The sequence below is a fragment of the Paracidovorax anthurii genome (genome assembly GCF_003269065.1).
GTDB classification, from domain to species: Bacteria; Pseudomonadota; Gammaproteobacteria; order Burkholderiales; family Burkholderiaceae_C; genus Paracidovorax; species Paracidovorax anthurii.
This window is the reverse complement of sequence record NZ_QLTA01000038.1, coordinates 11,656-37,811: the sequence shown is the minus strand read 5'-3', so window position 1 is coordinate 37,811 and position 26,156 is coordinate 11,656. Positions and strand designations below refer to the sequence as shown.

General features: G+C 70.4%; 22 protein-coding genes and 1 riboswitch. Of the genes, 8 read left to right on the top strand and 14 right to left on the bottom strand.

The features are described from left to right. Window positions 1-124 precede the first annotated feature (124 nt). The 6 genes from erpA to AX018_RS17040 all read right to left on the bottom strand — a co-directional run bounded on the left by erpA (window position 125) and on the right by AX018_RS17040 (window position 4,885). On the bottom strand, window positions 125-490 hold the full coding sequence (erpA, locus tag AX018_RS17065) for an iron-sulfur cluster insertion protein ErpA (protein WP_111879610.1): 366 nt from the start codon (window positions 488-490) through the stop codon (window positions 125-127). Window positions 491-554: 64 nt separating this feature from the next. Continuing rightward, window positions 555-956: a bactofilin family protein gene (locus AX018_RS17060; protein WP_111879607.1), complete on the bottom strand. Its 402-nt coding sequence runs from the start codon at window positions 954-956 to the stop codon at window positions 555-557. A 137-nt stretch (window positions 957-1,093) separates the two neighbouring features. Continuing rightward, a complete protein-coding gene (locus tag AX018_RS17055) occupies window positions 1,094-1,804 on the bottom strand; it encodes a DUF6776 family protein (protein WP_111879605.1) in 711 nt (236 codons plus the stop codon). 200 nt (window positions 1,805-2,004) lie between these two features. Then, window positions 2,005-2,397 carry a 30S ribosomal protein S9 gene (gene rpsI, locus AX018_RS17050; protein WP_092949738.1) on the bottom strand — a complete coding sequence of 131 codons (393 nt, stop codon included), beginning with the start codon at window positions 2,395-2,397 and terminating at the stop codon, window positions 2,005-2,007. A 9-nt stretch (window positions 2,398-2,406) separates the two neighbouring features. Further along, window positions 2,407-2,835: a 50S ribosomal protein L13 gene (gene rplM, locus AX018_RS17045; RefSeq protein ID WP_111879603.1), complete on the bottom strand. Its 429-nt coding sequence runs from the start codon at window positions 2,833-2,835 to the stop codon at window positions 2,407-2,409. 160 nt (window positions 2,836-2,995) lie between these two features. Then, window positions 2,996-4,885, bottom strand: coding sequence for a serine/threonine protein kinase (locus AX018_RS17040; RefSeq protein WP_111879600.1), 1,890 nt, complete (start codon window positions 4,883-4,885; stop codon window positions 2,996-2,998). Between the two features lie 252 nt (window positions 4,886-5,137). On the opposite strand from AX018_RS17040, the gene AX018_RS17035 reads away from it, so the two are divergent. Beyond that, window positions 5,138-6,034 carry a 23S rRNA (adenine(2030)-N(6))-methyltransferase RlmJ gene (locus AX018_RS17035; RefSeq protein WP_111879597.1) on the top strand — a complete coding sequence of 299 codons (897 nt, stop codon included), beginning with the start codon at window positions 5,138-5,140 and terminating at the stop codon, window positions 6,032-6,034. 137 nt (window positions 6,035-6,171) lie between these two features. On the opposite strand, the gene AX018_RS25700 is transcribed toward AX018_RS17035, so the two are convergent. The 6 genes from AX018_RS25700 to AX018_RS17005 all read right to left on the bottom strand — a co-directional run bounded on the left by AX018_RS25700 (window position 6,172) and on the right by AX018_RS17005 (window position 12,609). Continuing rightward, window positions 6,172-6,756, bottom strand: a complete 585-nt coding sequence (locus AX018_RS25700; RefSeq protein WP_245951626.1) for a septal ring lytic transglycosylase RlpA family protein — start codon at window positions 6,754-6,756, stop codon at window positions 6,172-6,174. Between the two features lie 34 nt (window positions 6,757-6,790). Then, on the bottom strand, window positions 6,791-7,411 hold the full coding sequence (locus tag AX018_RS17025; protein ID WP_111879595.1) for a hypothetical protein: 621 nt from the start codon (window positions 7,409-7,411) through the stop codon (window positions 6,791-6,793). A gap of 74 nt (window positions 7,412-7,485) precedes the next feature. Further along, complete coding sequence (metF, locus tag AX018_RS17020) at window positions 7,486-8,325, bottom strand: methylenetetrahydrofolate reductase [NAD(P)H] (RefSeq protein ID WP_111879592.1); 840 nt, start codon at window positions 8,323-8,325, stop codon at window positions 7,486-7,488. After that, window positions 8,322-9,296, bottom strand: coding sequence for a TlyA family RNA methyltransferase (locus tag AX018_RS17015; RefSeq protein ID WP_111879590.1), 975 nt, complete (start codon window positions 9,294-9,296; stop codon window positions 8,322-8,324). Before AX018_RS17015 ends, metF begins: the two co-directional genes overlap by 4 nt. 120 nt (window positions 9,297-9,416) lie before the next feature. Continuing rightward, window positions 9,417-10,847 (bottom strand): adenosylhomocysteinase, encoded by a 1,431-nt coding sequence (gene ahcY, locus AX018_RS17010; RefSeq protein WP_111879587.1) that lies wholly within the window; start codon window positions 10,845-10,847, stop codon window positions 9,417-9,419. A 68-nt stretch (window positions 10,848-10,915) separates the two neighbouring features. Continuing rightward, a riboswitch (S-adenosyl-L-homocysteine riboswitch) is annotated at window positions 10,916-11,002 on the bottom strand. A gap of 41 nt (window positions 11,003-11,043) precedes the next feature. Beyond that, complete coding sequence (locus AX018_RS17005; protein ID WP_146749350.1) at window positions 11,044-12,609, bottom strand: cyclic-di-GMP receptor FimW-related protein; 1,566 nt, start codon at window positions 12,607-12,609, stop codon at window positions 11,044-11,046. Window positions 12,610-12,947: 338 nt separating this feature from the next. On the opposite strand from AX018_RS17005, the gene AX018_RS16995 reads away from it, so the two are divergent. The 7 genes from AX018_RS16995 (at window position 12,948) to AX018_RS16965 (ending at window position 20,727) form a co-directional block, all read left to right on the top strand. Then, a complete protein-coding gene (locus AX018_RS16995) occupies window positions 12,948-14,588 on the top strand; it encodes a peptide chain release factor 3 (protein WP_111879578.1) in 1,641 nt (546 codons plus the stop codon). Between the two features lie 8 nt (window positions 14,589-14,596). Beyond that, window positions 14,597-15,124: a hypothetical protein gene (locus AX018_RS16990; protein WP_146749349.1), complete on the top strand. Its 528-nt coding sequence runs from the start codon at window positions 14,597-14,599 to the stop codon at window positions 15,122-15,124. A 127-nt stretch (window positions 15,125-15,251) separates the two neighbouring features. Then, window positions 15,252-16,655 (top strand): hypothetical protein, encoded by a 1,404-nt coding sequence (locus AX018_RS16985; protein WP_111879574.1) that lies wholly within the window; start codon window positions 15,252-15,254, stop codon window positions 16,653-16,655. Window positions 16,656-16,677: 22 nt separating this feature from the next. Further along, the gene (locus AX018_RS16980) at window positions 16,678-17,028 is read left to right on the top strand and encodes an EamA family transporter (protein ID WP_111879571.1); all 351 of its coding nucleotides are present in this window, start codon (window positions 16,678-16,680) and stop codon (window positions 17,026-17,028) included. Then, on the top strand, window positions 17,025-18,038 hold the full coding sequence (locus tag AX018_RS16975) for a glycosyltransferase family 2 protein (protein ID WP_111879569.1): 1,014 nt from the start codon (window positions 17,025-17,027) through the stop codon (window positions 18,036-18,038). Before AX018_RS16980 ends, AX018_RS16975 begins: the two co-directional genes overlap by 4 nt. Then, window positions 18,035-19,801 (top strand): hypothetical protein, encoded by a 1,767-nt coding sequence (locus AX018_RS16970; protein ID WP_146749348.1) that lies wholly within the window; start codon window positions 18,035-18,037, stop codon window positions 19,799-19,801. The genes AX018_RS16975 and AX018_RS16970 overlap by 4 nt, the downstream gene beginning before the upstream one ends. A gap of 59 nt (window positions 19,802-19,860) precedes the next feature. Next, window positions 19,861-20,727, top strand: coding sequence for an HAD hydrolase family protein (locus AX018_RS16965; RefSeq protein WP_111879564.1), 867 nt, complete (start codon window positions 19,861-19,863; stop codon window positions 20,725-20,727). Between the two features lie 43 nt (window positions 20,728-20,770). Here AX018_RS16965 and AX018_RS16960 read toward each other — a convergent pair whose 3' ends face one another. Together AX018_RS16960 and AX018_RS16955 are read right to left on the bottom strand one after the other, a co-directional pair. Continuing rightward, window positions 20,771-21,733, bottom strand: coding sequence for a tripartite tricarboxylate transporter substrate binding protein (locus AX018_RS16960; RefSeq protein WP_111879561.1), 963 nt, complete (start codon window positions 21,731-21,733; stop codon window positions 20,771-20,773). Window positions 21,734-21,880: 147 nt separating this feature from the next. After that, window positions 21,881-26,050 carry a hypothetical protein gene (locus tag AX018_RS16955; protein WP_146749347.1) on the bottom strand — a complete coding sequence of 1,390 codons (4,170 nt, stop codon included), beginning with the start codon at window positions 26,048-26,050 and terminating at the stop codon, window positions 21,881-21,883. Between the last annotated feature and the right edge of the window lie 106 nt (window positions 26,051-26,156).

Here is a 26,156-nt window from a genome sequence, read left to right as displayed (position 1 = left end):
GGCAGAGTCGCAGCCCCACGGATTTCCTCGCAGGCATGAAAAAACCGCCCGAGGGCGGTTGATTCTGGAATCCATCCCACACGCATGGGCTGGAAGGGGTGGCGCCGCAGGAGGCGCCGGCGCGTCACACCGAGAAGCTCGATCCGCAGCCACACGTGGTGGTCGCATTCGGGTTCTTGATGACGAACTGCGCGCCCTGGAGATCTTCCTTGTAGTCGATCTCGGCCCCCAGCAGGTACTGGTAGCTCATGGCATCGATCAGCAGGGACACGCCGTTCTTGGTCATCGTCGTGTCGTCCTCGTTCGCGATTTCGTCGAACGTGAATCCATACTGGAAACCAGAGCATCCGCCACCCTGCACGAAGACGCGCAGCTTCAGATCAGGGTTGCCCTCCTCGGCGATCAGGTCGGCCACCTTGGCGGCGGCACTGTCGGTGAAGACGATGGGGGTAGGCATTTCGGTCTGAATGTTGTCGGCGACTGCGCTCATGGGGGTCTCTCCATTGGGGAGGAAATGGCCTCCGATACTACTGCAATGCACCCACACCCATGGCTCAGCTGCCGTTTGACGCCAATTTGAGTGTGGGCTTTTCCTCGACCAGTACCGACGACGGACTCATCTGCCCCGCGATGGTCGCGCCCTGGTGCATCTCCAGCGCCTTGTAGTGCACGTTGCCCGTGATGCGGGCCTTGGGCTGCAGCTCCAGCAGCTCCGCCGCATGCACGGGGCCGATGACCGTACCGTTGATGACCACATGGGCGGCATGCACGGCCCCTTCCACGCGCGCCGACTCAGACACCACCAGAATGCTCGGCTGATCGCCGGCCTGGGCACGGACATCGCCCGCCACCTCGCCGTCGATGCGCAGCCCTTCGGCAAACAGCACCTCGCCGTTGATGCGCGTGCCATGCGCGATGAGACTCTTGATCGGAGGCTGCTTCTTGCGGGAAAACATGGCTGGACGCTCCTTGATTGAATAGTGGATGCGGAACAACGGCCGTCTCGACCCACCCCCACCCGATGGGCAATCCGAGAACCCGGAACAGAATGCATGCACCTGCCGTGGCGCATGCGCCAGGGAATCCTGGTGGCCTACTCCATCGAGAAATGGTGCACGGCACGAACCGCGCTGCCTTCGAGGACCCGGGCGGTCATGGTTTTTACCACGGCATTGGCAGGAATTTCCGACACACCCTCCACACGCCGGTAGTGCTCGAACTGCAGCGGCTGGCTCGCCCCCGCCAGCGCCTGCGTCCAGGGCTTGCCATCCCGCGACCCTTCCACCAGCAGTTCCAGCCGCCCCTTGAAGGTCGGGGCATTGCGCACAGGCTGTATTACCAGCACCTGCCAGCGGAGCTGGCCGGCGCTCACCGCCTCTGCCTGCAGTCCACGGATGCTGACCCCATCCGCCTTGCCGGCGGGAATCAGCTTTTCGAAAAACCCCAGATCGTCCCGCAGTGTGCGGTTGTCCGCCTCAAGCTGCCGCATGCGCGCCATCACCCGCTCCAGTGCGACGCGCTCCGCTGTCAGCAATGAGCCTTCGGCGCTGGAAGCATCGTGGCGGATGCGGGTTTCCTCGCGCAGGCGGGCCACCTCCTGCCGCAGCTGCATCAGCTCATCCCGGGCATGGGAGTCCAGGCCCGCGATGCTTTTGCCAAACTCGAAGGCCCAGAGCGCCAAAGCCGCGCACAAGCCAAAGAAAACCGCCAGCAAAACCCAGCGCAGCGGCCAGGGCATGGCGCTGCGGATGGCCACGCGCGGCGCGCTGATCGTCAGTCGGCGCCGAAGCAACTTGAGTCGCATGCCGGTTCACCCCTTCCCAGGAAAAGTGTTCGCCAATGAAGAAGGCCCCCACGCTCCCTCGCTGCACGCGATCGCTTCCCCCGAGGGGGGCGCTTTTCATCTTGGGGCGGCCCTGTAATGAAAAAACCGCCATGACGGCGGTTTTTCGGAGCCACCCGCATCCATGCGGAACGCAGCGTGGCTGGGTGCGGTACCGAAGATCAGCGCTTCGAGAACTGCTTGGCGCGGCGTGCAGAGTGCAGACCGACCTTCTTACGCTCGACCTCACGGGCATCGCGGGTCACGAAGCCGGCCTGGCTCAGTGCGGGCTTCAGGGATGCGTCGTAATCGATCAGGGCGCGCGTGATGCCGTGGCGGGTGGCGCCGGCTTGGCCGGACTCACCGCCGCCGTGCACGTTGACCTGGATGTCGAAGGTCTCGACATGGTTGGTCAGTGCCAGCGGCTGCTTGGCGATCATGATGGAGGTTTCGCGGCCGAAATACTGCTGAATGTCCTTGCCATTCACCGTAATCTTGCCGGAACCCTTCTTCAGAAACACGCGGGCGACGCTGGACTTGCGACGGCCGGTGCCATTGTTCCATTCACCAATCATGTCGGCTCCTTAGATTTCCAGCGCCTTGGGCTGCTGAGCGGTGTGCGGATGCTCCGCGCCGCCGTAGACCTTGAGCTTCTTGATCATGGCATAGCCCAGGGGGCCCTTGGGCAGCATGCCCTTGACAGCCTTCTCGAGCGCGCGGCCGGGGTGCTTGGCCTGCAGGTCGCGGAAGTTCGTCGCCGTGATGCCGCCGGGATAGCCGGAGTGGCGGTAGTACACCTTGTCCAGGGACTTGGTGCCGGTGACCTTGAGCTTGGAGGCGTTGATGATGACGATGAAATCGCCGGTATCGACGTGGGGCGTGTAAATGGCTTTGTGCTTGCCGCGCAGACGGAGGGCCACTTCGCTGGCGACCCGTCCGAGCACCTTATCGGTGGCGTCAATCACAAACCACTCGTGCACGACCTCAGCGGGCTTTGCGCTGTAAGTGGACATGAGTTTTCTCTTTTCGTGAGAAGGTTTGGCGGTCCTTTTCCACGGTCGGTGCTTCTCTGGATGGAAGCCTCTTAGGTGGGATGAAAAACTTCGCCGCGGGACCTTGGAGCGCTGCGAAGCCCGCCATTATACGAAAATGCCGCGCGCGGCGACAAGATGCTCATTGCGAGAGCATCAGCCGGCGCCGCTCCTCGGCTTCCAGCCGGCGCCGATTCTCCACGCACAGCGGATGGTTCGCCACCGCCGGACGCTGGCATTCCTGGTGGATGCACATCGGGCGGGCAAGGAAACCGGCATCCGCGCAGGCTTCGTCCGGCCCCACGACACGGGGGGCGGCTTTCTGCACGGCAGGCGGCGCGGAGGGTTCCGAGGGAGCCGCGGGCGACAGCGCAGCGGGAACCGCCGCCACGGGCTCGGAGGCCTTGCGTGCGACCGGGCGTGCACGCGGCGCAGATGCCGCAACGAAAGCCGGGGCCGGCGCGGACTGCGGCAGCGATGCCGCCACGGCCACCCCAGCAGCCTGCCCTTCATCCGGCAGCATGGACGCGGAGGCCGCATCGGAGGCAGCCAGCGCCACCGGTGGTGGCTCGGCCACCTCGGTGATGATCTCGGTCTCGGGAGTGCGCGGCATGGATGCCGCCTTCTTCTCGGGCTGCATCTGCCACACGCCTGCTGCAGCCACAGCCACCAGCACCATGGCCCCTGCGGCCAGCCACGCACGCGGCACGGCACGCTTGCGGCCACGGGAAGAAGCCCCCTTCGCCTCCATGCCGTCCGGCTCCTGGATCACGGTACGGGGCTCGAACACCGTGTCACCGGCATCCACCGCGCTGTCGAGAAAGACGGTATCCGCGGTCGCATCGGACGACGGGGGAGGCACGGCGGGCGGCTCGGCGCTGCGGCGGGAGTACACGGCCGCGGGCGGCACGGGCGATGCCGGCGCAATGGCGGCGGCCATGGGCAGGGGCAGGGAAACACCGGACATCGGTGCCGGAACCGAGGTGATGTCGATCATCGGCACCGCCACGCCCGTGCCGCGCCGATCCGCAGGCTCCACCCAGATGTCGCCCAGTTCGGCCCGGAAATCGAAGTGCTCCATGCCCTCCGGCGCCGCCGTCATGTCGATGGTGCGCAGGAATTCGTCGATGCTCTGGGGGCGCTCTTCCGGCTGCAGGGCCAGCGCCTGCGAAATGGCCGCCACGAACGCGGGCGAGTACTCGACGCCGAACTGGCGCCGCACGGTCTTGGCCACGCGCGAGAACGGCACCATCCGGTCCCGGATGGCGCGCAGCGTCGCGGGCAGGGGCGTGTCGTTGCACAGGCAACCGTGCACCACGGCCCCCACGGAATACAGGTCGCTCCAGGGCCCCTGGTGCAGGTCGTTGCCCTCGTCGTTGTATTGCTCGATCGGCGCGTAATTGACCTTGAGCACCGCCGTGAGGCGATGGGAATGGTCCGTGATGGCGTGGCGCGCGGCCCCCAGGTCGAGCAGCACCGGAGGGCCGGAATCCTGGAGGAAGATGTTGTCGGGAGACACGTCGCGGTGCAGCGTCTGCCCGTCGTGCAGCACCCGCAGGGCACCCAGCACGGACCAGAGCATCTTGCGCAGCCAGGCCTCGGGCGGCGGCGTGCGCATGTGGGCGCGGGCCTGCTTGAGCGTCATGCCCGTGTAGAGCGGCATGACCATGTAGGCGGTCTGGTTGGCTTCCCAGAAGCGGAACACCTTCACCAGCGAGGGATGGTCGAACTGCGCCAGCAGGCGCGCCTCCGCCACGAACGAGGCGAGCCCCGCCTGGAAGGACTGCTCATGGGAGGACGAGCGCACCCACAGCGACTGCCCCTGCGCCCGGGCCGCCAGCGCGGAGGGCATGTATTCCTTGATGGCGACGAAACGCAGCAGCGAATGGTCGAACGCCTTGTAGACCATGCCGAAGCCACCCACCCCGAGCAGCGACACCACCTCGAATTCGCCCAGTCGCGTCCCCGCCGGCAGGGCATCCACGTGGTGGATATCGCTCGGTGGCTCGGTGACATGGGGTGAAGCGGACATAGGGACAGGAATCCAGAAACCAGGCTGCGTGTTGCGTTCAGAACCGCCGCGGCGGTGCATGGGGCAGGAAACCGAGGCACTGCGCCCGAAAACGCGCGGCATCGGCCCGCCGATGGCCGCCATCATGCAGCAACCGGGACTGCGGCGGGCAATAAAGCGCATCGCCGGCACGCAAACGGTCACCGCCGCGCGGGCTTCGTCCGGTTTTCGCAACCGGGGGGTGCCCGGCGGGATGGTTACCATTGGCGGCCTATGTTCAGCTACCGCCACGCCTTCCACGCGGGCAACCATGCCGATGTGCTCAAGCACACGGTATTGATCGCCATCCTGCAACACCTCACGCAGAAAGACGCGGCCCTCACCGTGCTGGACACCCATGCCGGCGCCGGCCTGTTCCGCCTGGATGGGGACTACGCATCCACCAGCGGCGAGGCCGCCGACGGCATCCTCCGGCTGGCGCCGTCCGCCCTCCCGCCGGGAACCGCCTTGGCGCCCGCCCTGCAGGCCTATGTGGATCTCGTGAAGGAGTTCAACTCCAGCCCGACCACGAAGGTCTACCCCGGCTCGCCGTTCATCGCGCAGCGGCTGCTGCGCGGCCATGACAAGCTGAAGCTGTTCGAACTGCACCCCAACGACCTGCGGGCGCTGGCCGGCAACGTGGCGCAGCTGGAGGCGGGCCGGCAGGTGGCCGTTTTGCACGAGGACGGCTTCGAGGGCATCCGCAAGTTCATTCCCCCGCCGTCGCGGCGCGGCTTCGTCCTGTGCGACCCGAGCTATGAGATCAAGAGCGACTACGGCCGGGTGCTGGACATGGCGACGGAGGCGTTGAAGCGTTTCGCGACCGGCACCTATGCCGTGTGGTATCCCATCATCCCCCGGCCCGAGGCGCACGATCTGCCCCGCCGCCTGAAGACGCTGGCGACGAAGGCGGGCAAGCCCTGGCTGCACGCCACGCTCACCGTCAAATCGAGCAAGATCACGGCCGGCCCCGACGGCCAGAGCCGCCGCCCCGGCCTGCCCGCCAGCGGCATGTTCGTCTTCAACCCGCCCTATACCCTGAAAGCCGCGCTGCAGCCCGCGCTGCCGCAGATGGCCGAGCTGCTGGCGCAGGACCCGCACGCCGCCCACTCCCTCGAATCCGCGGGCTGACCGCCGCGGCGGGCGGCGCCCGCCACAGGCTCCTGCGGATTTGCAATCCAAGAGAGAACAAGGCGCGAAGCCGCAGACCGTGCTGTGGCACGAGTCAGGCGAAGCAACGCAGTGATCTTTTTGATGGCGAAGCCGTATCAGGACCCGGGACAGGGCAGGTCCGGGTCCGCCGGCGCCACGCTCAGGGCCACGGGCTTGATGCCCAGGCCCAGCAGCCCCAGGGACTGCGCGGCAGCGCGGCTCAAGTCCACGATGCGGCCGGGCGAGTGCGGGCCGCGGTCGTTGATGCGCACCTGCACGGAGCGCCCCGTGACCAGGCTGCGCACGCACACGCGGGTCCCGAAGGGCAGCGTGCGGTGCGCGGCGGTGAAGTCATTCATGTCGAAACGCTCGCCGCTCGCCGTGCGGCGGCTGTGGAAGCGGGCGCCGTACCAGGAGGCCATGCCCTCTTCCTCGAAATCCGCCAGGTCGGGGTTGTCGTCGCGCTCCGCATCCCTCGCCGGTTGCCCTTCGGCCGGGCCCTTGGCACCGGAATCCGCGGGTGCCGCATCCTGCGGCGGGCGGGGTGCCGCGGGCCGGGACGGCCGCGCGGGCTTCTCCGGGGCCGCGGGGGCGGGTTGGGTGGAGCGCTCCGCCGCAGCCTCTTTCTCTTGGGGAGACGGCGAGGGCTCGGCGGGCGGTGCGGGTGCGACCGCGCAGGCCGTCAGCACACCGCACAGCACGGCGGCTCCCAGGGCGGCGCCAAGGCGCGGCCATTCAGCGCTGGCAGCGCGATGCAAAAGCCTCTTCAAAACGCTTCAAGTCCTTTTTTTCACCCTCGGAGAGGTCGGTGCGCGCGCGCTTGACCGCGAGGATGCGGCGCGACTCGGCGCATTGTTCGGCGCGGCGCGCGCTGCTCTCTTGCTCGGCCCTCGCGGCCATCTCGGCCTGCTGCACCGCTTCGCGGCGCTGCTGGCGGGCATCGCGCTGCTCCCGGCCGTAGCGGGACGCGGCCTCGCTTTCCTCGTCGCGGCAGTTGCGCTCGTACTCGCGGCGCAGGTCGGAGAGCACGTCGTGCTTCAGGCCGCGCGAGTGGCCGGAGCGGATCGTGTCGTTGAGCGAGCGGCAGCGGTTGCCCATGTATTTCTCGTACTCATGCCCCTGGGAAAGGGTGCGCACCGGCGGAGGCGCTTCGTACCCCTGGGAGGTGGTGGAGGGCACGGCCTGGGGGCCGGCGGACACCGCCGTGGTCACCGTGCCCGCGGGGCACGGCCGCGAGAGCGTGAAGGTATTGCCCACGCTGTCGCGGCAGCTGTAGCGGGTCTGGGCCCACAGGGAGACCGGCAGGGCACAGCACAGCGCTGCGGCCACCAGCGGGGGGACGAAGGCGGGTGTCATGGAGCGGTCACGCACGGAAGAGGCGCCATGTTACCGAAAGCGCACGGGGCCGGGCCCCGCCCGGCCCGCAGGCGTCACAACCCGAGCCGGCGGCAGATCTCCAGCGTGGCCGCGCTCTGGTTCATCGTGTAGAAGTGCAGGCCGGGAACGCCTCCGGCGCGCAATTGCTCGCACAGCGCCGTCACCACGTCGAGGCCGAAGGCGCGGATGCTGGCGGCGTCGTCGCCGAAGCCCTGCAGCCGCAGGCGGATCCAGCGCGGGATCTCCGCGCCGCAGGCGTCGGAGAAGCGCATGAGCTGGGTGGAGCCCATGATGGGCATGATGCCGGGCACCACGGGAACATCCAGCCCCAGGCGGCGCACGTCGCCCACGAAGCGCCAGTAGGCGTCGGCATTGAAGAAATACTGGGTGATGGCCGAGTGGGCGCCCGCGCGCACCTTGGCCGCGAAGGCCTGCAGGTCGGCCTCGGGCGAGCGGGCCTGCGGATGCACCTCGGGGTAGGCCGCCACTTCGATGTGGAAGTCTTCGCCCGTCTCGGCGCGGATGAACGCCACGAGGTCGCTGGCGTACTGGAATTCGCCGCCCACGCCGTAGCCGCTCGGCAGGTCGCCGCGCAGCGCGACGAGGCGCCGCACCCCCATGGCCTTGAGGGTGGCGAGCTGGCCGCGCACGCTCGCGCGCGTGGCGCCGATGCACGAGAAGTGCGAGGCGGCGTCCACGCCCTCGGCGAGGATCTCGCGCACCGTGCCGAAGGTGCCTTCCTGCGTGGAGCCGCCGGCGCCGTAGGTCACCGAGCAGAACTCGGGCCGGCGCGCATAGAGCTGCTGGCGCACGGAGCGCAGCTTCTCTGCGCCCTCGGGGGTCTTGGGCGGGAAGAATTCGAAGCTGACCGGAAGGGCCGTGGAAAGGCTCATGCCTCTCTCCTTGCATGGATGAAGAATTCGCGGTTGCCGTCGCCCCCCTCGATGGGGCTGTCGTGCCAGCCCACCACGCGCAGCGGCAGGGCGGCGCAGCTTTCGCGGATGCGCTGCTCCACCAGGGCGTGGAGCACCGGGTCGCGCACGATGCCGCCCTTGCCGACCTGGCCCGGCTGCAGCTCGAACTGCGGCTTGACCAGCATCAGCAGCGTGCCGCCGGCTTTCAGCAGCGGCACCACGGCCGGCAGGATCAGCGTGAGCGAGATGAAGGACACGTCGCCGGCGACGAGGTCGAAGGCCGGTGTGAGGTCCACGCCCGCCGTGCCGCGCCGGCGGCGGCGCTTCGGTGCGGCCAGCCGCGCGCCGGCGCGCTCGGCCAGGTGCGCGTCCACGTCGGAATCGTCCGCGTCGCCGCTGTCGTCGTAGTCGGTGACCTCGCCGTCGCCGGACATCCAGTGGTAGGGATTGACGGGCTGGCGGTCGTCATCCGCCTCGGGCACGGGCTCGGACAGCGCGATTTCGCAGGCCTGCACCAGCCCCTCGGCCGTGAGGCCGCGGGCGTTCACCCCTTCCACGCAGACCACGCGCGGGTCGCTGCGCAGGCGCTCGTGCAGCTGGCCGTGGCCCACGTCCACGCCGATCACCTGCGCGGCGCCCTGCTGCAGCAGGCAGTCGGTGAAGCCGCCGGTGCTCTGGCCCACGTCCAGGCAGCGCCAGCCCGCCACCGACAGGCCGGCGGACCGCAGCGCGCCCTCCAGCTTCAGCCCTCCGCGGGAGAGGTACCGGGCCTCGGCCATGTCCAGCAACTGCACCTCGGCCCCGGCCGGGATGTCGTCGCCGTTCTTGGCCACCTTCTGCCAGGGCATGGAGGCGGCAAAACGCCACTGCACGCCGGCGGCCACGAGCCGCTGGGCCTGTGACCGGGTGGCGGCGTGGCCGCTTTCCACCAAAAACACATCCGCGCGCATGGCGCCGTCCTTTTTTTGTATGAAAAAGGCTGCACGTCGTCGATTTCATTACGCATGCAGCTATCAATTCAGTAGCACACGACGTTCCCGCGCGGGCGGGAACGTCGGGCCGGCCCGGCTTCAGTAGCGGTAGGTGTCGGGCTTGTAGGGCCCTTGCTTCTGCACGCCGATGTAGGCCGCCTGGGTGTCGGTCAGCTCGGTGAGCTGGGCGCCGACCTTCTTGAGGTGCAGGCGGGCGACCTTCTCGTCCAGGATCTTGGGCAGCACGTAGACCTTGCCGGCCTGGTAGGCGCCCTGCTTGGTGAACAGCTCGATCTGGGCGATGGTCTGGTTGGCGAAGGAACTGGACATCACGAAGCTCGGGTGGCCCGTGGCGCAGCCGAGGTTCACGAGGCGGCCCTTGGCCAGCAGCGTGATGCGCTTGCCGTCCGGGAAGATCACGTGGTCCACCTGGGGCTTCACTTCCTCCCACTGGTATTTCTCCAGCGAGGCGACGTCGATCTCGTTGTCGAAGTGGCCGATGTTGCAGACGATGGCCTCGTTCTTCATGGCGGCCATGTGCTCGTGGCGGATCACGTCCTTGTTGCCGGTGGTGGTCACGAAGATGTCGGCCTTGTCGGCGGCGTATTCCATGGTGACGACCTTGTAGCCTTCCATGCAGGCCTGCAGGGCGTTGATGGGGTCGATCTCGGTCACCCACACCTGGGCGCGCAGCGCGGAAAGCGCCTGGGCGCAGCCCTTGCCCACGTCGCCGTAGCCAGCCACCAGGGCCACCTTGCCGGCGATCATCACGTCGGTGGCGCGCTTGATGCCGTCCACCAGCGATTCGCGGCAGCCGTAGAGGTTGTCGAACTTGGACTTGGTGACCGAGTCGTTCACGTTGATCGCGCGGAACAGCAGCGTGCCCTTGGCGGACATCTCGTTCAGGCGGTGCACGCCGGTGGTGGTCTCCTCGGTCACGCCGATGATCTCGGCGGACTTGCGGGTGTACCAGGTGGCGTCTTCGGCCAGCTTCTTGCGGATGGCGGCGAACAGGATGCGCTCTTCCTCGCTGCCGCCATTGCCGGCGACCAGCGAAGCGTCCTTCTCGGCACGCTGGCCCAGGTGCATGAGCAGCGTGGCATCGCCGCCGTCGTCCAGGATCATGTTGGGGCCTTCGCCGGCGCTGCCCTTGGCGCCGAATTCGAAGATGCGGTGGGTGTAGTCCCAGTAGTCTTCCAGCGATTCGCCCTTGATGGCGAACACCGGCGTGCCGCCCGCGGCGATGGCGGCGGCGGCATGGTCCTGCGTGGAGAAGATGTTGCACGAGGCCCAGCGCACGTCGGCGCCCAGGGCCTTGAGGGTCTCGATCAGCACGGCCGTCTGGATGGTCATGTGCAGCGAGCCGGTGATGCGCGCGCCCTTCAGGGGCTGGCTGGCGGCGAACTCCTCGCGGATGGCCATCAGGCCGGGCATTTCGGTTTCGGCGATCTTGATCTCGCGGCGGCCCCAGTCGGCCAGGGAGATGTCGGCGATGGCCAGGTCGGCCGGGGTCTTGAGAACTGCGCTCATGGTTTTCTCCGGTGAAGAGGTCAAAACCACGCGTTCCAGGGGGATGGCTCACTCGCCGCGCAAGAAGGCGTGGGCGAGCGTCGTTGCGAAGGGGATCGGTTCCGAGCCTCGCGCCCCGCGGCCTGCGCGGGAACGCTGCAACGCTCCTCGGAAGCTGCGGATTATAGAAGCGAAGCCGCCGCCCGGCGACCGCCGCTCAGGTGCCCGCCGAGGGCTGCACCTCGATCACCTGGCAGCGGGCCGACTGCATGACGAGGCGCACCGCCTTGACGCGCTGCAGCCCGCCGGCGTCCTGCACGAGGAATTCGCGGAAGGGCTGGAAATAACGCCCCGCCACCACGATGCGCCCCTGGCCCTCGATGCGCAGGCCGGGCGCATACGCATGGGTGCGCCGCGCGGTCACGGGGGCGATGACCACGGCTTCCAGCCCGCCGCCCACGTACTCGATGCCGCACTGCGTCACCAGATTCTCGACGCGGAAGTTCAGCCAGCGGATGAGCCCGGCCCGCCATGGCTTGCCGGGCCGGCGATAGACCACCAGCTCGCCCGCCGCGAACGACTGCCCGCCCGCATCGCCCTGGACCAGCAGGCCGGAATGGCTGATGTTGGACACGCTCAGCCATGCGGCCTCCTGCGGCCCGGCCTCGCCATCCGCGCCCGGCGCGCCGGCCAGCGGCGCAAAGGCGGAGTCCAGCACCCCCTCGGCGCCTTCGGTGAACGGCGCGTCCCAGCCCTCGGGCGCACCGCTCTCCCGATCGACGGCCCGCCAGCACGCGGGCAGGGTTCCCACCACCTCGACCGCCTCGTCACCCATGCGCCGGCGGCGCGCATGGCGGCGCTGCAGCGGCCGGCTCCACTCCTGCGCCAGGCGCTGGTAGAGCAGGAGCTTGCGCGGGGACGGGACGGCGGCATCGTGCTGCTCGGCGATCCGGCGCTGCAACAACCCGAGCACGGCGCCCAGGTCCGCCCGCCACCACGGCGGCTCGCCGCCCGCGGGGGGCAGCGGCGCAACGAAGAGCGGCGGCGCGTCGCGCAATTCCTGCCAGAGGAAGGCGCCCGGCAGGTCCCGGCCCCGGTCGTATCGGGACACCTCCAGCGCATCCGCGCAGGCATCGATCAGCTCCAGCAGCATCTCCATGTGATCGGCCTCGTAGCGGTTGCTGCCCGTCATGCCCCACAGCATGAGCCGGCCATAGGCCCGCGCCACGCTGTGCACGCCCTCGGCGGACGAGGCCTTGCCCTCCCAGCCGCGCTCCACGGCATAGCCGTGCATGCGGTGGCAGTCGGTCCAGAACCCCGCGGGCACGGCGGTGTAGCTGCGCGCATGCAGCGCCGCCAGCGTCCACGCGCTGTGCATGGCATCGGCCAGGGCATCGATGGCCGGGCGCTGCCGCGAGAAGAACCCCTGCGAGGCGCTGGCATCCACGGCCACCGCCTTGAAGCCCGCGTGCACCGCCAGCAGCAGCTGCTGCGCGAGCCTCAGCTCCCACGCCCGGACCCGGCCCGATGCCGGCCCGCCGGCCTCGCTCCCCTTCAGCAGGCCCGCGGCCAGAGGATCGGCCTGCCGCCGCAGGTCCCGCAGGGCGGATTGGCGCGGGGCCACGTCCCCCTCGAAGAGCGAGGCCTGGGTCGCCGCAGCCAGCAGGTCCAGCGCCCGGGCCACGGCGGGCGTCCCGCGCAGGGCCTGCACATCGGGATGGCCCGGGTCATCGTGCAGCGGGCCCGCGAGGCGGGAGAGGGTAGAGGGCGAGAGAGCAAGCATGGGGCGCGAAAGGAACGGGCGGGGCCGGAAGGCGCGTGCGCCGCCGGAGCCCGGCGATTGTCACCGGGGAACGTGGCCGCTGGATGGCGGCCCGAGAGGATGCGCGGTGCGCGGGTGCGAAAAATCCCGCGCGCCCCGGCACAGGGCGGCCCCATGGCCCCGCAGAGCACTGCGGCACGCCTGCGCCCCCGCCCTGCCACCCTCCTCTAGAATCCCAGGCTCGCCGCGGCGGCGCGCATGCCCCTGGATGCCGGCCGCGACACCGCCCCCGGCCCGGCGCCGGGCGCACGGTGCCCCACTCGCGGGCTGCCGCGTTTTCCCACAGGATTCCAGACGACATGGCCACCGCCACCCCTTACGCCCCGCAAGTCGGGGTCCGCCGCACTTTCGCGATCATTTCCCACCCCGACGCCGGCAAGACCACGCTGACCGAAAAGCTGCTGCTGTTCTCGGGCGCGATCCAGATCGCGGGCGCGGTGAAAGGCCGCAAGGCGAGCCGCCACGCCACGTCCGACTGGATGGAGATCGAGAAGCAGCGCGGCATCTCGGTGGCCTCGTCGGTGATGCAGATGGCCTACCGCGACCACGTGGTGAACCTGCTGGACACCCCCGGCCACAAGGACTTCTCCGAAGACACCTACCGCGTGCTCACGGCCGTGGACTCGGCGCTGATGGTGATCGATGCGGCCAACGGCGTGGAGTCGCAGACGCGGCGCCTGATCGAGGTCTGCCGCCAGCGCGACACGCCCATCATCACCTTCGTCAACAAGATGGACCGCGAGGTGCGCGAGCCGCTGGACATCCTCGACGAGGTGGAGCGCGAGCTGGGCATGCCCTGCGTGCCCATGACCTGGCCCGTGGGCCAGGGCAAGAGCTTCGGCGGCATCATCAACCTGCGCACGCGGGCGATGACCGTGTTCGAGTCCGGCAGCGAGCGCCGGCCGCAGGATTTCGAGGCCATCCCGCTCAGCGAGGCGGACACGCTGCGCGCGCGCTTCGGCCCCACCTTCGACGAGGCGCTCGAAAGCATGGAGCTGGCCGTGGGCGCCTCCCCCGCGTGGGACCACGAGGCCTTCCTCGCCGGCAAGCAGACGCCCGTGTTCTTCGGCTCCGGCGTGAACAATTTCGGCGTGATGGAGGTGCTCGACGCGCTGGTCGATCTCGCGCCCGCCCCGCGCCCGCGCACGAGCAGCCTCGTGGTGAACAAGCAGCCCGTCGAGAAGACGGTGCTGCCCGAAGAAGCGGGCTTTGCCGGCGTGGTGTTCAAGGTGCAGGCCAACATGGACGCCAACCACCGCGACCGCATCGCCTTCGTGCGCGTGGCCTCCGGCAAGTACACGCCGGGCATGAAGCTCAAGGTGCAGCGCACCGCGAAAGAGCTGCGGCCCACGTCCGTCGTGACCTTCATGAGCCAGCGCCGCGAGGCGGTGGAAGAAGCCTACGCGGGCGACATCATCGGTTTCACGACGCACGGCGGCGTGCAGCTGGGCGACACCATCACCGACGGCGCCAGCCTGCAGTTCACGGGCCTGCCGTTCTTCGCGCCCGAGATGTTCATGACCGTGGTGCTGAAGAACCCGCTGCGCACCAAGCAGCTGCAGCAGGGCCTCGCCCAGCTCGGCGAGGAAGGCGCGATCCAGGTCTTCAAGCCCGACGCGGGCGGCAACATGCTGCTGGGCGCCGTGGGCCAGCTGCAGTTCGAGGTGGTGCAGCACCGCCTCAAGGCCGAGTACGACTGCGACGTGCGCCTGGAAAACTGCCAGTACACGGGCGCGCGCTGGATCACGGCCGACACGCCGGCCGAGCTGCGCGCCTTCACCGATGCCTACCCGCTGCGCATGGCGCACGACGCGGCCGATACGCTGGCCTACCTGTGCACCAGCCCCTATGACGTGCGGCTGGCGCAGGAGCGCTTTCCGAAGATCCACTTCCATCCGCTGCGCGAGCACGCGGGGCTGGCGCTGCAGTCGAACGCCTGAGGCCCGCCGTGCCGCTGTCTTCCGCCGCGCCTCCCCTGAACACGGCGCCGCCCGGCTGGCGGCCTTTCGGGGGGCTTCTCGCGCTCCTGGGCCTGGTGTACGGCCTCTGGCCGGCCGTCTTCCGGCCGGGCGTGCGCGATGGCCTGGCTTACAACCCGTGGCACAACTTTCCCAGGCTCACGGGGGGCCGCGTTAACATCTTCCTCGCCTCCGCGTTCGCCATGGGCGGCCTGCCGGGGCACGGGTACGCGCAGCACGTCATCGGCCAGGTGGGCGGCCCGTCCACTTACCGCTTGTTCCAGTTCGCGGCGGCGGAACGGTTCATGATGCAAGCCCACGAGGCCAGCCATGCGCTCCGGTGGCTGCGGTGGACGCCCTGCCTCGGAATCTTCCTGCGGGCCCGCGCCTTCTGGAAAGGTGCCCGGCAACGGGACACCGCCCTGCCGATGGCATCGGTGCCCATGGCCGTGCAGCTGGGCGCGGTTTTGTCTTCTCCGTCGCGGGCGGGTCCCGCTGCCTGCTCACCTTCTTCATGATCACCCTGTCCCTGCTGCCGATGCCCGCGGCCCACCGCGGCGACGCCCTTCGCTGACCCATGGCCTTTTTCTCCCGACCGCATCGACGAGACCCCGTAGCCTGCACCGCGCATCGGAGCATCGCACGATGACCATGGCGGGCACCCACGCACGCGCGCCGGAGTCGCCGCGCGCCTTCCTGGCGATGCTGGCCTTGTTGGCCACGGCCTACGGCCTGTGGCTGGCGGTGTTCTGGCCCGGCGTGCTGGGCGAGGACAGCGTGGCCATCCTGCTCGAAGTCCAGGACCCCGGGGCCTTCCGCTCGGGCAAGACGGTGCTGTGGTACTACTTCGTGCGCGGGCTCTACCAGGGCCTGGGGCGGGTGGAGGTTCCCGTGGCGGCGGCCCTGTTCCTGTGCGCCGCCATGCTGGCACGCATGCTGGCGTGGTACTGGCAGAACCGGCGCTACAAGACGCTGGCCTACGCGCTGCTGGCCGTCGGCCTCGCGCCGCACATGGTGTACTTCATGGGCATGCTGTACCCGGACGGGCTGTTCGCGGTGGCGGTGGCCGGCCTGCTGTTCGAGCTGTGGCTGGTGGCGACGCGGCGCACGATCGGCAAGGCGTCGCTCGCCATGATCGCGCTCACCCTGCCGTTCGCGGCTTTCATCCGGCCCAATGGCCTGGTCTTCCTCGTGCCCGCGGTGCTCGCGGGGTTCTGGGTGGACCCGCGCAGCCAGCGCTGGCTCTGGCTGGTGGTCGGCGCATGGTGCGCCCTCATGTTCGTCGGCACCCGGATGCACCGGACCTCCACGCAGGAGACGCTGTTCCCGCTCGCCGCGTTCGAGACGGCGGGCTTTCTGCAAAAGCGCGCCATGAACGATCTCTGGGCGCTCTATCCGCAGATGAACGACCCGTGGGTGCTCGCGCAGCCCAAGGTGTCGCCGCGCACCGTCGAGGTCCTGGAGCGCAACGGCGCGCTCGCCAGGCTGCAGGCCTACCGCGATCCGGTGTACTGGGACATGCTGGTCTTCCACCCCGAGGGCCCCCGGCTGGGCGCCCTGCCCCCGGCGGACAAGGACGCCATCGTCCACGAGTTCCTCACCTACAACCTCTGGCACAACCTGCCCGACTTCCTGGCCAGCCGCGTGAACGTGCTGGCCTCGGCGGCGCTGGCGCAGGGCGGCTTCCCCGCGCTGGACTATGCCGGCAACGTGCTGCCGCGGGTCCACGCGCGGTCGGCCTACCGGCGGTTCCACTGGGAGGCCGCCGAGCAGGCGCTGCGGCAGGTGCACGCCTGGAGCCACGCCGCGCGCTGGCTGCTGTGGGCGCCCTGGCTGGGCTTCGCGCTGCTGGCCTGGGCGCTGGCGCGGGCCGTGCGGCACCGCGATGCGGCGCTCTGGCTCGTGGCCTTGCCGATGGCGGTGCAACTGGCCGCCATCTTCCTGTTCTCGATCGCCGGGGAGTACCGCTACCTGCTCCCCTTCTTCACCCTGCCGCTGGTGCTGCTTCCCGCCCTGTCCGCCGCGCGGGACCGCGCCGGCCTCCATTGACCCTTACCGATCCACCGCCCCCATGTCCGCGTTCCTCACCTTCATGACCCTGCTCTGCGTGCTGGGCATCTCGATCGGGCAGTTGCTCTTCAAGAAGGCCGCCCTGCTGATCCCCGCCCGCGCCGGCCTGCAGGACTGGATCTTCAACGGCTGGCTGATCGCCGCCCTGGCGCTCTACGGCGCCACGACGCTGCTCTGGATCTGGGTGCTGCGCAGCGCCCCCCTGCACATCGCCTATCCGTTCATGGGGCTGGCCTTCCTGATCGTCCCCGTGCTGGGGTGGCTTTTCGTGGGCGAGCCGATGCACGCGCAGACGCTGGCCGGCGGAGCGCTGATCCTGGCCGGAATCGCGGTGGCGGCGAGGGCCGCATGACCGGTCCCCGCATGCGCATCGCCGTCGCCATCCCCTGCTACAAGGTGACCCAGCACGTGCTGGGGGTCATCCAGGCGGTGCCCGCCTGCGTGGACCGCATCTACGCGGTGGACGATGCCTGCCCCGAGGACAGCGGCGCCTTCATCCGGCAGCACTGCCAGGACCCGCGCGTGCGGGTGCTCTCCCACGCGCAGAACCAGGGCGTGGGCGGCGCCCTCGTCACCGCCTACCAGCAGGCGCTGGAAGACGGCATGGACATCGTGGTCAAGATCGACGGCGACGGGCAGATGGACCCCCGGCTGCTGCCGCTCTTCGTGCGCCCCATCGTGGCGGGGCGCGCCGACTACACCAAGGGCAACCGCTTCTTCCGGCCCGAGTCGGTGCGCGGCATGCCGCCCGTGCGCCTCTTCGGCAACGCGGTGCTGTCCTTCATGACCAAGCTGAGCTGCGGCTACTGGACCATCATGGACCCGACCAACGGGTACACGGCGATCCACACCAGCGTGCTGCGCGAGCTGCCGCTGGACAAGCTGGAGCCGCGGTACTTCTTCGAGACGGACATGCTGTTCCGCCTCAACACGCTGCGCGCCGTGGTGCGCGACGTTCCCATGGACTCGGTCTATGCCGACGAGGAGTCGAACCTCCGGATCGGCCAGGTGCTGCCCGAATTCCTCGGCAAGCACGCCTCGCGCCTCGCACGCCGCTATGCCTACAGCTATTTCGTGCGCGACTTCAACACCGGCTCCATCTACAGCATCGCCGGCGCGCTGCTGCTCGCCTGGGGCTGCGTGTTCGGCGGCTGGCACTGGTTCCGCAGCGTCTTCGGCGACCACCCGGCCACCAGCGGCACCGTGATGCTGGCCGCGCTGCCGGTGATCATCGGCATCCAGTTCCTCATCGCGTTCCTGCACCACGACGTGAGCAGCGTACCCACCGAGCCGCTCAGCCCGCAACTGGCGCAGGACCCGCTCGGGGACGGCATCGCCGGCGCCGGGGAGGACACGCGGTGAGCCCGGCGGCCCGTGGCGATTCGGTGTCCATCCCCTGGATGATCTGGGGGCTGGTGGTGCCCCTCATCGTGTACGCAGCGGGCATGGTGGACGTGCTCACGCTCGCCCAGATCCCCTTCGACTCCGAGCACACCTACCTGCCGCTCGCGCAGCGGCTGCTGGAGGATGCCCCGGGCGTGTGGCGCGATCCCGACTTCTACAAGGTCGCGCCCGGCGCGGTGGTCTACATGGCCCTCGCGGACGCGGACCCGGTGACGATCAAGACGATGAACCTCGCGATCTCGCTGGCCGCGCTGGTGCTCTCCTTCGACGCCGCCCGCCGGATCGGCGGGGTCGTGGCGGCCTCGGCCGCCGCCTGGCTGTACGCCCTGCCCTCCATGCTGTCGGACACGGGCGCGACGCTGCTGGGCGAGTCGCCCTTCATCTTCCTGGTGGCGCTGTGGCTCTGGGCCACCGCCGTGGCCGCCGGGCCGCACGCCAGCCCCCGGGCCGCGCGCTGGCGCAACGGCGCCGTGCTGCTCGCGGGCCTCGCGCTGGCCGCGGCCACGCTGACGCGCGCCACCTACATGTACTGGATTCCCTTCGCCGCGGTGGCGTTCTCCGCCGCGTCGCTGCGCCTGCAGGGGCCGTCGCGCGCGGCGGCGGCGCGCATCGCCGCCGTCCACCTGATCGCCGCCCTGCTCGTGGGCGCCTACATGGTGCGCCAGAACGAGGCCTTCGGCCGGCCGATGGTGGCCACGGGCAGCGGCGCGGCGCTGTACTTCGGCAGCAATCCGGTGCTGTTCGGCTATGAGCCGCCCTTCTTCGGGCTGGGGCACGACGCGAGCCTCGTCACCGGCGACCAGGGGCATCTGTCGCTGGAGGGCGATCAGCGGCTGATGGCGGTCACCAAGGCGATGCTGACCGACCTGCCCACCGGCGCGCTGCTGAAGATGTACGTGCGCAAGCTCGGCGCCATCCTGTTCTTCAGCCGCGCGCACCTGGACCGGCAGGTGATGAACGACCGGGCCTGGCGCGTGGTGCTGGTGCTGCTCTCGGTCCTGGGCCTCTGGGGTGCCCGGCGCCATCCGCTGCTGTGGATGGTCGGGGGCGCGGCGGCCTACCAGTGCGCCGTGCACGTGCCCGTGCTCTACAACCCGCGCTACAGCATCAGCGCGCTGGACGTGCTGTTCGTGGTGCTGGCGGCGCAGGGCGCCGCCTGGCTCTGGAGCCGGCCGCGGCGCGGCATGGCGGTGTCCTGCGCGGTGCTCGCGATGGCCGGCGGCATCGCCCTGGGCGCCTACCACCAGCGCCACAGCCGCCCGCTGCTGCCCGACTTCCGCTACATCCCGCCCCTGCTGCTGCAGGCGGCGCAGCCGTCGGAGCTGAGCGTGAGCGGCTGGGACGGCGACCCGTTCGCGGCGCCGGCCTCCCTGCCCACGGGCACCGCCACGGTGGAATGGGCGGTGGGCGGGTTCCAGGACAGCCTGTTCACCATGGTGCACCTGGGCATGCCCCGCTTCAAGGGAAGCTGCGAGACGCTCCGGCTCACGCACCTGCGCTCGGACGGCGCGCAGCGCTCGACGCTGGTGTCCCTGGAGGGGCTGCGCCAGGGGCAGGACATCAACTGGGGCCTCATCCACCTCATGCTGCCCGGCACGGGCAGCAGCCGCCTGCGGCTCGAGTTCGAGTGCGACGCCGGCACGCGCATGCAGTTCGACGGCATGGGCTTCTACCAGGCGAGCCCCGGCCGCCACTACCTGCAGCGGGCGCTGCACCCGTGAACGCCCCGCCACCTGCCGACCGCCCCCCGATGCCCTCCTCCCCAGCCCCCCGCCCCGAGATGCTGCCGCTGGACCGCTGGCAGCCGCCCGCGGGCCTGCTCGGCGTGTTCACCGACATCGACGACACGCTGACCACCGAAGGCCGCGCGACCGCCGACGCGCTGGACGCCATCGCCGCGCTGCGCCGCGCCGGGCTGCACGTGATCCCGGTCACCGGCCGCCCCGTGGGCTGGAGCGAGCCCTTCGCGGCCGCCTGGCTGGTGGACGCCATCGTCGCGGAGAACGGTGCGGTGGCGCTGACCCTGCAGGCGCCGCCCGCGGGCGCCGGCCCCGCGGTCCGCGTGGAGGCCCCGGCCCCCGGCGGCGGCCGCGTGGCGCTCCACAAGCTCTACCGGCAGGACGCAGCCACCCGCACGGCGCAGTACGCGCGCATGCAGGAGGTGCTGGCCCGCATCGAGCGCGAGATCCCGGGCGCGCGCCGGGCCACCGACTCGCCCGGGCGCGAGTGCGACATCGCCATCGACCACAGCGAGTTCACCCACCTGCCGCAGGACGCGATCGACCGGGTCGTGGCCACCATGCAGGCGGCGGGCCTGCACGCCACCGTGAGCAGCATCCACGTCAACGGCTGGTACGGCGACCACGACAAGCTCGAAGGCGCGCGCTGGATCGCGCGCACCCTGCTGGGCCGGGACCTGGACGCGGAGATCGGCCGCTGGGTCTACGTGGGCGACTCCACCAACGACCAGCGCATGTTCGAGGCCTTCCCGCACAGCGTGGGCGTGGCCAACATCGCGCGGTTCGTGCCCCGGCTCGCGCACCGCCCGCGCCACGTCACGCGGGGCGAGCGCGGAGCGGGCTTCGCGGAGGTGGCGGCGGCTATTTTGGGGTCTTTCAGGCCCCATGTCGCCGTAAATACTGCATAGTTTGCTACACAAACAATAGCAAACCATTTCCCCGAAAGCGCCGCTACTCCGGCCGGGAGAGCCCCAGCTTCTCGATCACCGCCTTCTCGCGCGCGTAGGTGTCCTGGGCGAACTGGCGGTAGGCGGCGGTGTCCATGTAGATCGGCACCATGTCGTAGCGCGCGAGGGCGCTGCGGTAGCTCTCCTGCTCCATCGCCTGCCGGAACGCATCGTGCAGGCGCCGCACCACCTCGGGCGGCGTGCCCTTGGGCGCGCCGATGCCGAAGGGGGAGTTCTGCACGATGTCGATGCCCAGCTCGCGCAGCGTCGGCGCCTCGGGGAAACGGGCCAGGCGCTCGGCGCCCCAGGTGTTGAGCACGCGCAGCTTGCCCGCCTCGACCTGCGGGGCGAACCCGGTCGAATCGGCCGCCGCCATGAGCTGCCCGCCGAGCATGGCCTGCATCAGGTCCGCGCTGCCCTTGTAGGGCACGTGCAGCAGCCGCAACCCGAGCTGCTGGGCGATGCGCTCCATGGTCAGGTGCGGGCTCGTCAGCGCGCCCGTGGAGCCGTAGCTGAGCTTGCCCGGGTTCGCTTTGGCGTAGGCCACGAAATCCGCCCAGGTCCTGAACGGCGAATCGGCCGGCACGACCACGCCGAAGGCATAGCCCGTCACGTTGATCACGTAGCTGATGTCCTTGACCGGGTCCCAGGCGATCCTGGTCGTGTAGGGCAGGCGGAACACGCCCAGCGGGATCTGGGCCACCGTGTACCCGTCCGCCGGGGAGGACTGCAGCAGCTGCGCGGGCAGCGTGCCGCCCGCCCCGGGCTTGTTGTCCACGATGACGGGCTGGCCCAGCGCCCTGGCGGCGTTGTCGGCCAGCACCCGCATGGTGATGTCCGTGGGGCCGCCGGCGGGAAACGCGATGACCAGCTTCACGGGCCGCGCGGGAAAGGCCTCGGCGCGGGCCGCGAGGGCGGGTGACAGGGCGGCGGCCGCCCCCCATTGGATCCAACGGCGTCGATGCATGTACGGAACTCCTGCCGGAAAGTGAAAGAACCTCTCGGCCGGCATTGCACCGCAGCCTCGCGCGCCTGCCAAGACCGCAAACCCTGACCGCCCGCCACGGCGGCGCCACGGAGGGCGCCGCCGCGGGCCCGGAACGTGTTCACGATCTCAGGCGCGCGGGTACTGCGTCGCCGTGCGCTGCACGTCCACGGCATTCACCCCCTGGCGGCGGATGCCGTAGTTCAGCCCGAAGCGGTCGGCGGTCTGCCGGCTGCGCTCGCGCACGATGTGGGTGAGCTGCCGGAACGTCGCGGGGCCCTGCAGCACCGCGTCGATCTGCCGCGTGGCCTCGTCGGCGTACGCGGCGCCGTCCTCCCGGCGGCGCGCCAGCGACCGGCCCAGCGCCAGCCCGTCGATCCACGCCGCGGCCTGCCCGCGCATGGAGTCGTTGATGTTGTACTGGCTGATGGGGCTGTGCTCGCCGAGGTATTTCAGCTCCTCCTCGAAATCCTCCATGATGGCGGCGGCATGCGCCCGGTTGGCCGGGGTGTCCTTGACGCCCTGCTCGTCGGGCTCCAGGGTCTCCACGCAGCGCGCGAGCCAGCGCTCCCGGTTGAGCTGCACCTCGGCCAGCATCTCCGTGGGCGAGGCGTAGTGGCGGTCGATGTCGGCGTCCTGCTTGCCATTGATGGTGAAGGGCGACAGGCCGTGGCGCTGCATCTGCCAGTACAGCTCGCGGCTGGCATCGATGAACCCGGAGTTCGAGGCGCCCCCCACGCTCCCGCCCCGGGCGCGCACCGCCTCGTTGCCCTCGGCGTCCACGGTGCGCTCCACGGCCAGCGGCTGGCTCGCGCGGAACGCCGGCACCCGTGCCGAGACGGTGGCGTTGGCCACCACCGTCTGGCGCGCCGTGCTGCCCTTGTCGCCCGCCACGGTGGTGTGGCCGAAGCGCTCGTCGGTCCAGTTGCGGGTGCGCTCCGCCGTCGCCGTGAACCCCAGGTTGCCCCCGCCCCCGAGGGTGATGCCGCCATCGCCCCCCAGGTCCTTGCCCAGGGTGGCGATCCCGGCCACGCGCGCGTCGGCGGAGAGGGCGCGGCTGCCCGCCGCCAGCTCGGAAATCGACACCGCCGGGCACCGGGCCAGCACCGCCTCCATCGGCCCGGAATAGGCCGGCCCCTTGTTCGGCGCGATCCGGTCCAAGCGGGCGATGCTGTTCACGGCCTCGGCCATCTGCGCCTTCATCACGTCCTCCTCGTGGCGCTTGCGCAGGAAGCGCATCAGCGTGGCCTCGCTGGCCTGCTTCTGCCCGGAGGCACGCACCCGGCTGCCGAGCACCACCGAGAACCAGTTCTTCACCTGCCACCGGGGCCCGATGTTCAGCCGCGCGTCGGCCGCGCGGGTCTCCGCGGAGCCGAACGACAGCTCCATGCCGATGAGCGGCATGAACAGCTGCACATAGGCCTCGTCCCTGCGCGACAGGTTGGCCTGCACGTCCAGGAACAGCTTGCGCAGGGGCGTCGAGTACGGCAGCAGCGGCAGCCCCAGCCCCTCGACGCCGCCACCGGCCAGCCGGATGCGCTGGCGCAGCTGGAACCCCTCGATCATGGGCTGCAGGAAATCGGCCAGGTCCTCGGGCTGCTCCAGCACCCGGTTGCGGGACGCCGCGATCTTGGACTCCATCGCCTCCAGCCCCAGCGCATCGAGCAACTCCTGCGACAGCGCCTCGGGCATCTCCGGCCCCGAGGGCGACAGCAGCAGCTGCACCCCGGCGCGCAGGGCCTCGGCGGGCGTGGCGCCCTTCTTCGCCATCTCCTCGAACAGCTCGGGCAACTGCTGGTGCCGGGATTCCGAGGGCTTGTGCAGGGTCTTGCGCAGCTTCGAGCTCCACCCCTTCCCGCGCGCCGCCGCTGCGGGCTCTTCGTCGAGCACCTGGGCGACGGCGGCGCGGATCGCGTCGAAGTCCTTGCGGTCCAGCCGCGCGGAGCTCACGTTGCCCTTGTCGCGCTCGGCGATATGCCGCGCCAGCTCCTGCAGCGAGACGTCGAAGAGCCGGGCCCGGGCCTGCTCCTCGGCCCCCCCGTCCACGAGCGCCTGCATCAGCCCGGCCTCGGCGATCTCCTGCAGCCGCCCGGCCGACAGCTTCACGAGCATGTCGGCCTGCGTGCGCAGCGTGGGGATGCCGAAGGCTTCCGCCTGCGACGTGGCCAGCGCGATGTTCTCGGGACTGAAAGGCGTCTTGCCCCTGGAGGGCAGCAGCGTCTCCGCCAGGGTGCGCTGGGTGCGGTCGATGCGGTCGATCCACTCGTGCGTGAGCTTCAGCATCCGCTCGTTGTGCTTTGCGTACGGCGTGCCCGGCGCGTTGGAGGTGTAGCCATTGCGCACGGCGTTGTAGGCCGCCACTTCCACGTCGGGGAAGCCGTCCAGCGGGCGTCCGTGCGCGGCGTGGGCCGCGATGCGATGCGCCCCGTCCAGCCATTGGCGCACCGGCTCCTGCGTCTCCGCCTGCCGCGCGATGTCCGCCCGCCAGTAGGTGCGCATGGCCTGCGCCGTGGCACTGTCGAGAGGGTCGGCGCGGTTGCTGGCAAGCAGGTGCAGCAGCTCCGGCCCCCGGGGCTCCTCCCCGACGAGGCGAAAGAGCGCGCGGACATCGGCCTGCGCTACCCCGCCGGCCTCGGCCTCCGGCCGGCCCGCCTCCAGCTCCACCCAATCCAGCAGCGGCCGCTCCTGCAGCCGGTCGAGCACCACGGCCGCGCGCCCGGGATCGCCCTGCGTCGCCATCGAAAGCGCCCGCGACCACTGCTCCGCGGCGATGCTGGCCGGCAGCGCGTCCTTGCCGCGCTCCGGCAGCGCCGCGATGGCGCCGCGCAGGCGCTCGCCCAGCGCCTGGCTGGCGGGCGTGTCCTCGAAGCCCGGCGGCTGCCGGTAGATGCCATCGAGGGCTGCGCGCTCGGACTGCTCCCATTGCCCGCGCGCCGACTCCCGGGCCTCCTGCGCCACGGCCACGATCCGGTGGGCTTCGGTCAGAGCCTCCCCGACGGCCCGCTGCGCCTTCGCCGCGGCGTCGAGATGCGCAATCGCATCGACGAGCCGCTTGCCCTGCTGCAGCATCGCGGGGCGCTCTTCCTCCGGCAGCCGCCCGCGCGCCAGCAGCAAGGCCCTCTGCTGGCCCCGCAGCGCCTGCTGCAGCGCCACGGCGTCCTGCGCGTCTTCGCCGAACTCCCGCCCCACCTGCGCCACCCGCCCGGACAAATCCGCAGCGTGGCGTTCGATCTCCTTGAGGGCGAAGTCCTGCGCGTCGGCATCGGTCTCGGTCTTCAGCAACCGGCCGGCCGCCTCGATGAGCGGCAGCCCGACCCGGGTCTCGCTCCCCCCGGGGTCCACGGCCACCCGGGCCTTGCGCCCGGCGGCGGCCCTCCCCGGAGCGGCCGATTCGATCGTCTTGAGCCCGGCCAGGGGCTTGGGGTGCAGGAAAGGCACCAGCTTCGCCATCTTGCGCCCCAGGCGGCCCTGGCCGGGCCGCTCCTCGATCGGGAATTCCGGGCGGCCCATGCGCTCGACCACGCCGCTCACCGTGCGCATCGCCTTGCGGCTGAACTCGGGCAGCGACAGCGATTCCTCGCGCCGGGCCGTGGGCAGCGTCGGCGCACCGTGGCGCAGCGGCCCGTCGCCCACGCGGGCGATGCTCGTCGGCCCCAGCCCCGCGGACACCGACCACGGCCGGGCCGTCACGCCGCCATGCCAGGGACGGTTCGGCGCGGCGACCTTCGCGGGCTTGCCCCGTGCCACGGCCGCACCGTCGCCAGGCCCCGCCGCCGGCACCACGGGGGCCGCCTTGGCGGCCGGCGCGGCGCGGGCGGGGGATGCATCGGCGGGCTGGATTTCCGAAGAGGCCGTCCCATCCTCCTGCGGCAATTCCGGAATCGTGGGCAAGGTATTTTCCCGGGCGGCGTGCCTCGGCGCCCGGACCGCCGCGCCGTCCCCCAGGGACATCGCGATCCTGGCCTGCGTCCAGGGTGTCTCCTCGGCCTGCGCGGACGGGGGGACAGGCATTGCGGCGTCATCCACCGTCAGCGGGCTGTCTGCCGTGCCGGGGGCCACCGCTTGCGGGCTCACGGGCTCCTCCGGCAACTCCGGGGGCTCCTGCAGGCCCATGGGCTCAGGAGGAAGCGTGTCGGGCGTGCCCTCCGGCACCAGCGGGGCTTCCGCGGTGCCCTGGGGCGATGCCGGGTCCGGGGTCTCCGGCACCGGCGCAGCGTGGGCCCCGGAGGCGGATGCAGGCTCCTCCCGGTACGGTGCGTGCATTTCCTCGACCGTACGCCCCAGCAGTTCCACGAGCATGGTTTTCTTGCGGACGGGCGCCGGGGCGGCCTTCCCCGCAGCACCGGCTTCCGGCTCCGTGCCCCCGGTTCTGGCAGCGGTGGCCAGGGCCTGGCCATTGCGCGGC

Bases quoted from the DNA above. Each gene is read 5' to 3' on its own strand.
- erpA (WP_111879610.1), bottom strand. From the start codon at position 490: ATGAGCGCAGTCGCCGACAACATTCAGACCGAAATGCCTACCCCCATC.
- AX018_RS17060 (WP_111879607.1), bottom strand. From the start codon at position 956: ATGTTTTCCCGCAAGAAGCAGCCTCCGATCAAGAGTCTCATCGCGCAT.
- AX018_RS17055 (WP_111879605.1), bottom strand. From the start codon at position 1,804: ATGCGACTCAAGTTGCTTCGGCGCCGACTGACGATCAGCGCGCCGCGC.
- rpsI (WP_092949738.1), bottom strand. From the start codon at position 2,397: ATGATTGGTGAATGGAACAATGGCACCGGCCGTCGCAAGTCCAGCGTC.
- rplM (WP_111879603.1), bottom strand. From the start codon at position 2,835: ATGTCCACTTACAGCGCAAAGCCCGCTGAGGTCGTGCACGAGTGGTTT.
- AX018_RS17040 (WP_111879600.1), bottom strand. From the start codon at position 4,885: ATGTCCGCTTCACCCCATGTCACCGAGCCACCGAGCGATATCCACCAC.
- AX018_RS17035 (WP_111879597.1), top strand. From the start codon at position 5,138: ATGTTCAGCTACCGCCACGCCTTCCACGCGGGCAACCATGCCGATGTG.
- AX018_RS17025 (WP_111879595.1), bottom strand. From the start codon at position 7,411: ATGACACCCGCCTTCGTCCCCCCGCTGGTGGCCGCAGCGCTGTGCTGT.
- metF (WP_111879592.1), bottom strand. From the start codon at position 8,325: ATGAGCCTTTCCACGGCCCTTCCGGTCAGCTTCGAATTCTTCCCGCCC.
- AX018_RS17015 (WP_111879590.1), bottom strand. From the start codon at position 9,296: ATGCGCGCGGATGTGTTTTTGGTGGAAAGCGGCCACGCCGCCACCCGG.
- ahcY (WP_111879587.1), bottom strand. From the start codon at position 10,847: ATGAGCGCAGTTCTCAAGACCCCGGCCGACCTGGCCATCGCCGACATC.
- AX018_RS17005 (WP_146749350.1), bottom strand. From the start codon at position 12,609: ATGCTTGCTCTCTCGCCCTCTACCCTCTCCCGCCTCGCGGGCCCGCTG.
- AX018_RS16995 (WP_111879578.1), top strand. From the start codon at position 12,948: ATGGCCACCGCCACCCCTTACGCCCCGCAAGTCGGGGTCCGCCGCACT.
- AX018_RS16985 (WP_111879574.1), top strand. From the start codon at position 15,252: ATGACCATGGCGGGCACCCACGCACGCGCGCCGGAGTCGCCGCGCGCC.
- AX018_RS16980 (WP_111879571.1), top strand. From the start codon at position 16,678: ATGTCCGCGTTCCTCACCTTCATGACCCTGCTCTGCGTGCTGGGCATC.
- AX018_RS16975 (WP_111879569.1), top strand. From the start codon at position 17,025: ATGACCGGTCCCCGCATGCGCATCGCCGTCGCCATCCCCTGCTACAAG.
- AX018_RS16965 (WP_111879564.1), top strand. From the start codon at position 19,861: ATGCTGCCGCTGGACCGCTGGCAGCCGCCCGCGGGCCTGCTCGGCGTG.
- AX018_RS16960 (WP_111879561.1), bottom strand. From the start codon at position 21,733: ATGCATCGACGCCGTTGGATCCAATGGGGGGCGGCCGCCGCCCTGTCA.
- AX018_RS16955 (WP_146749347.1), bottom strand. From the start codon at position 26,050: ATGCTCGTGGAACTGCTGGGGCGTACGGTCGAGGAAATGCACGCACCG.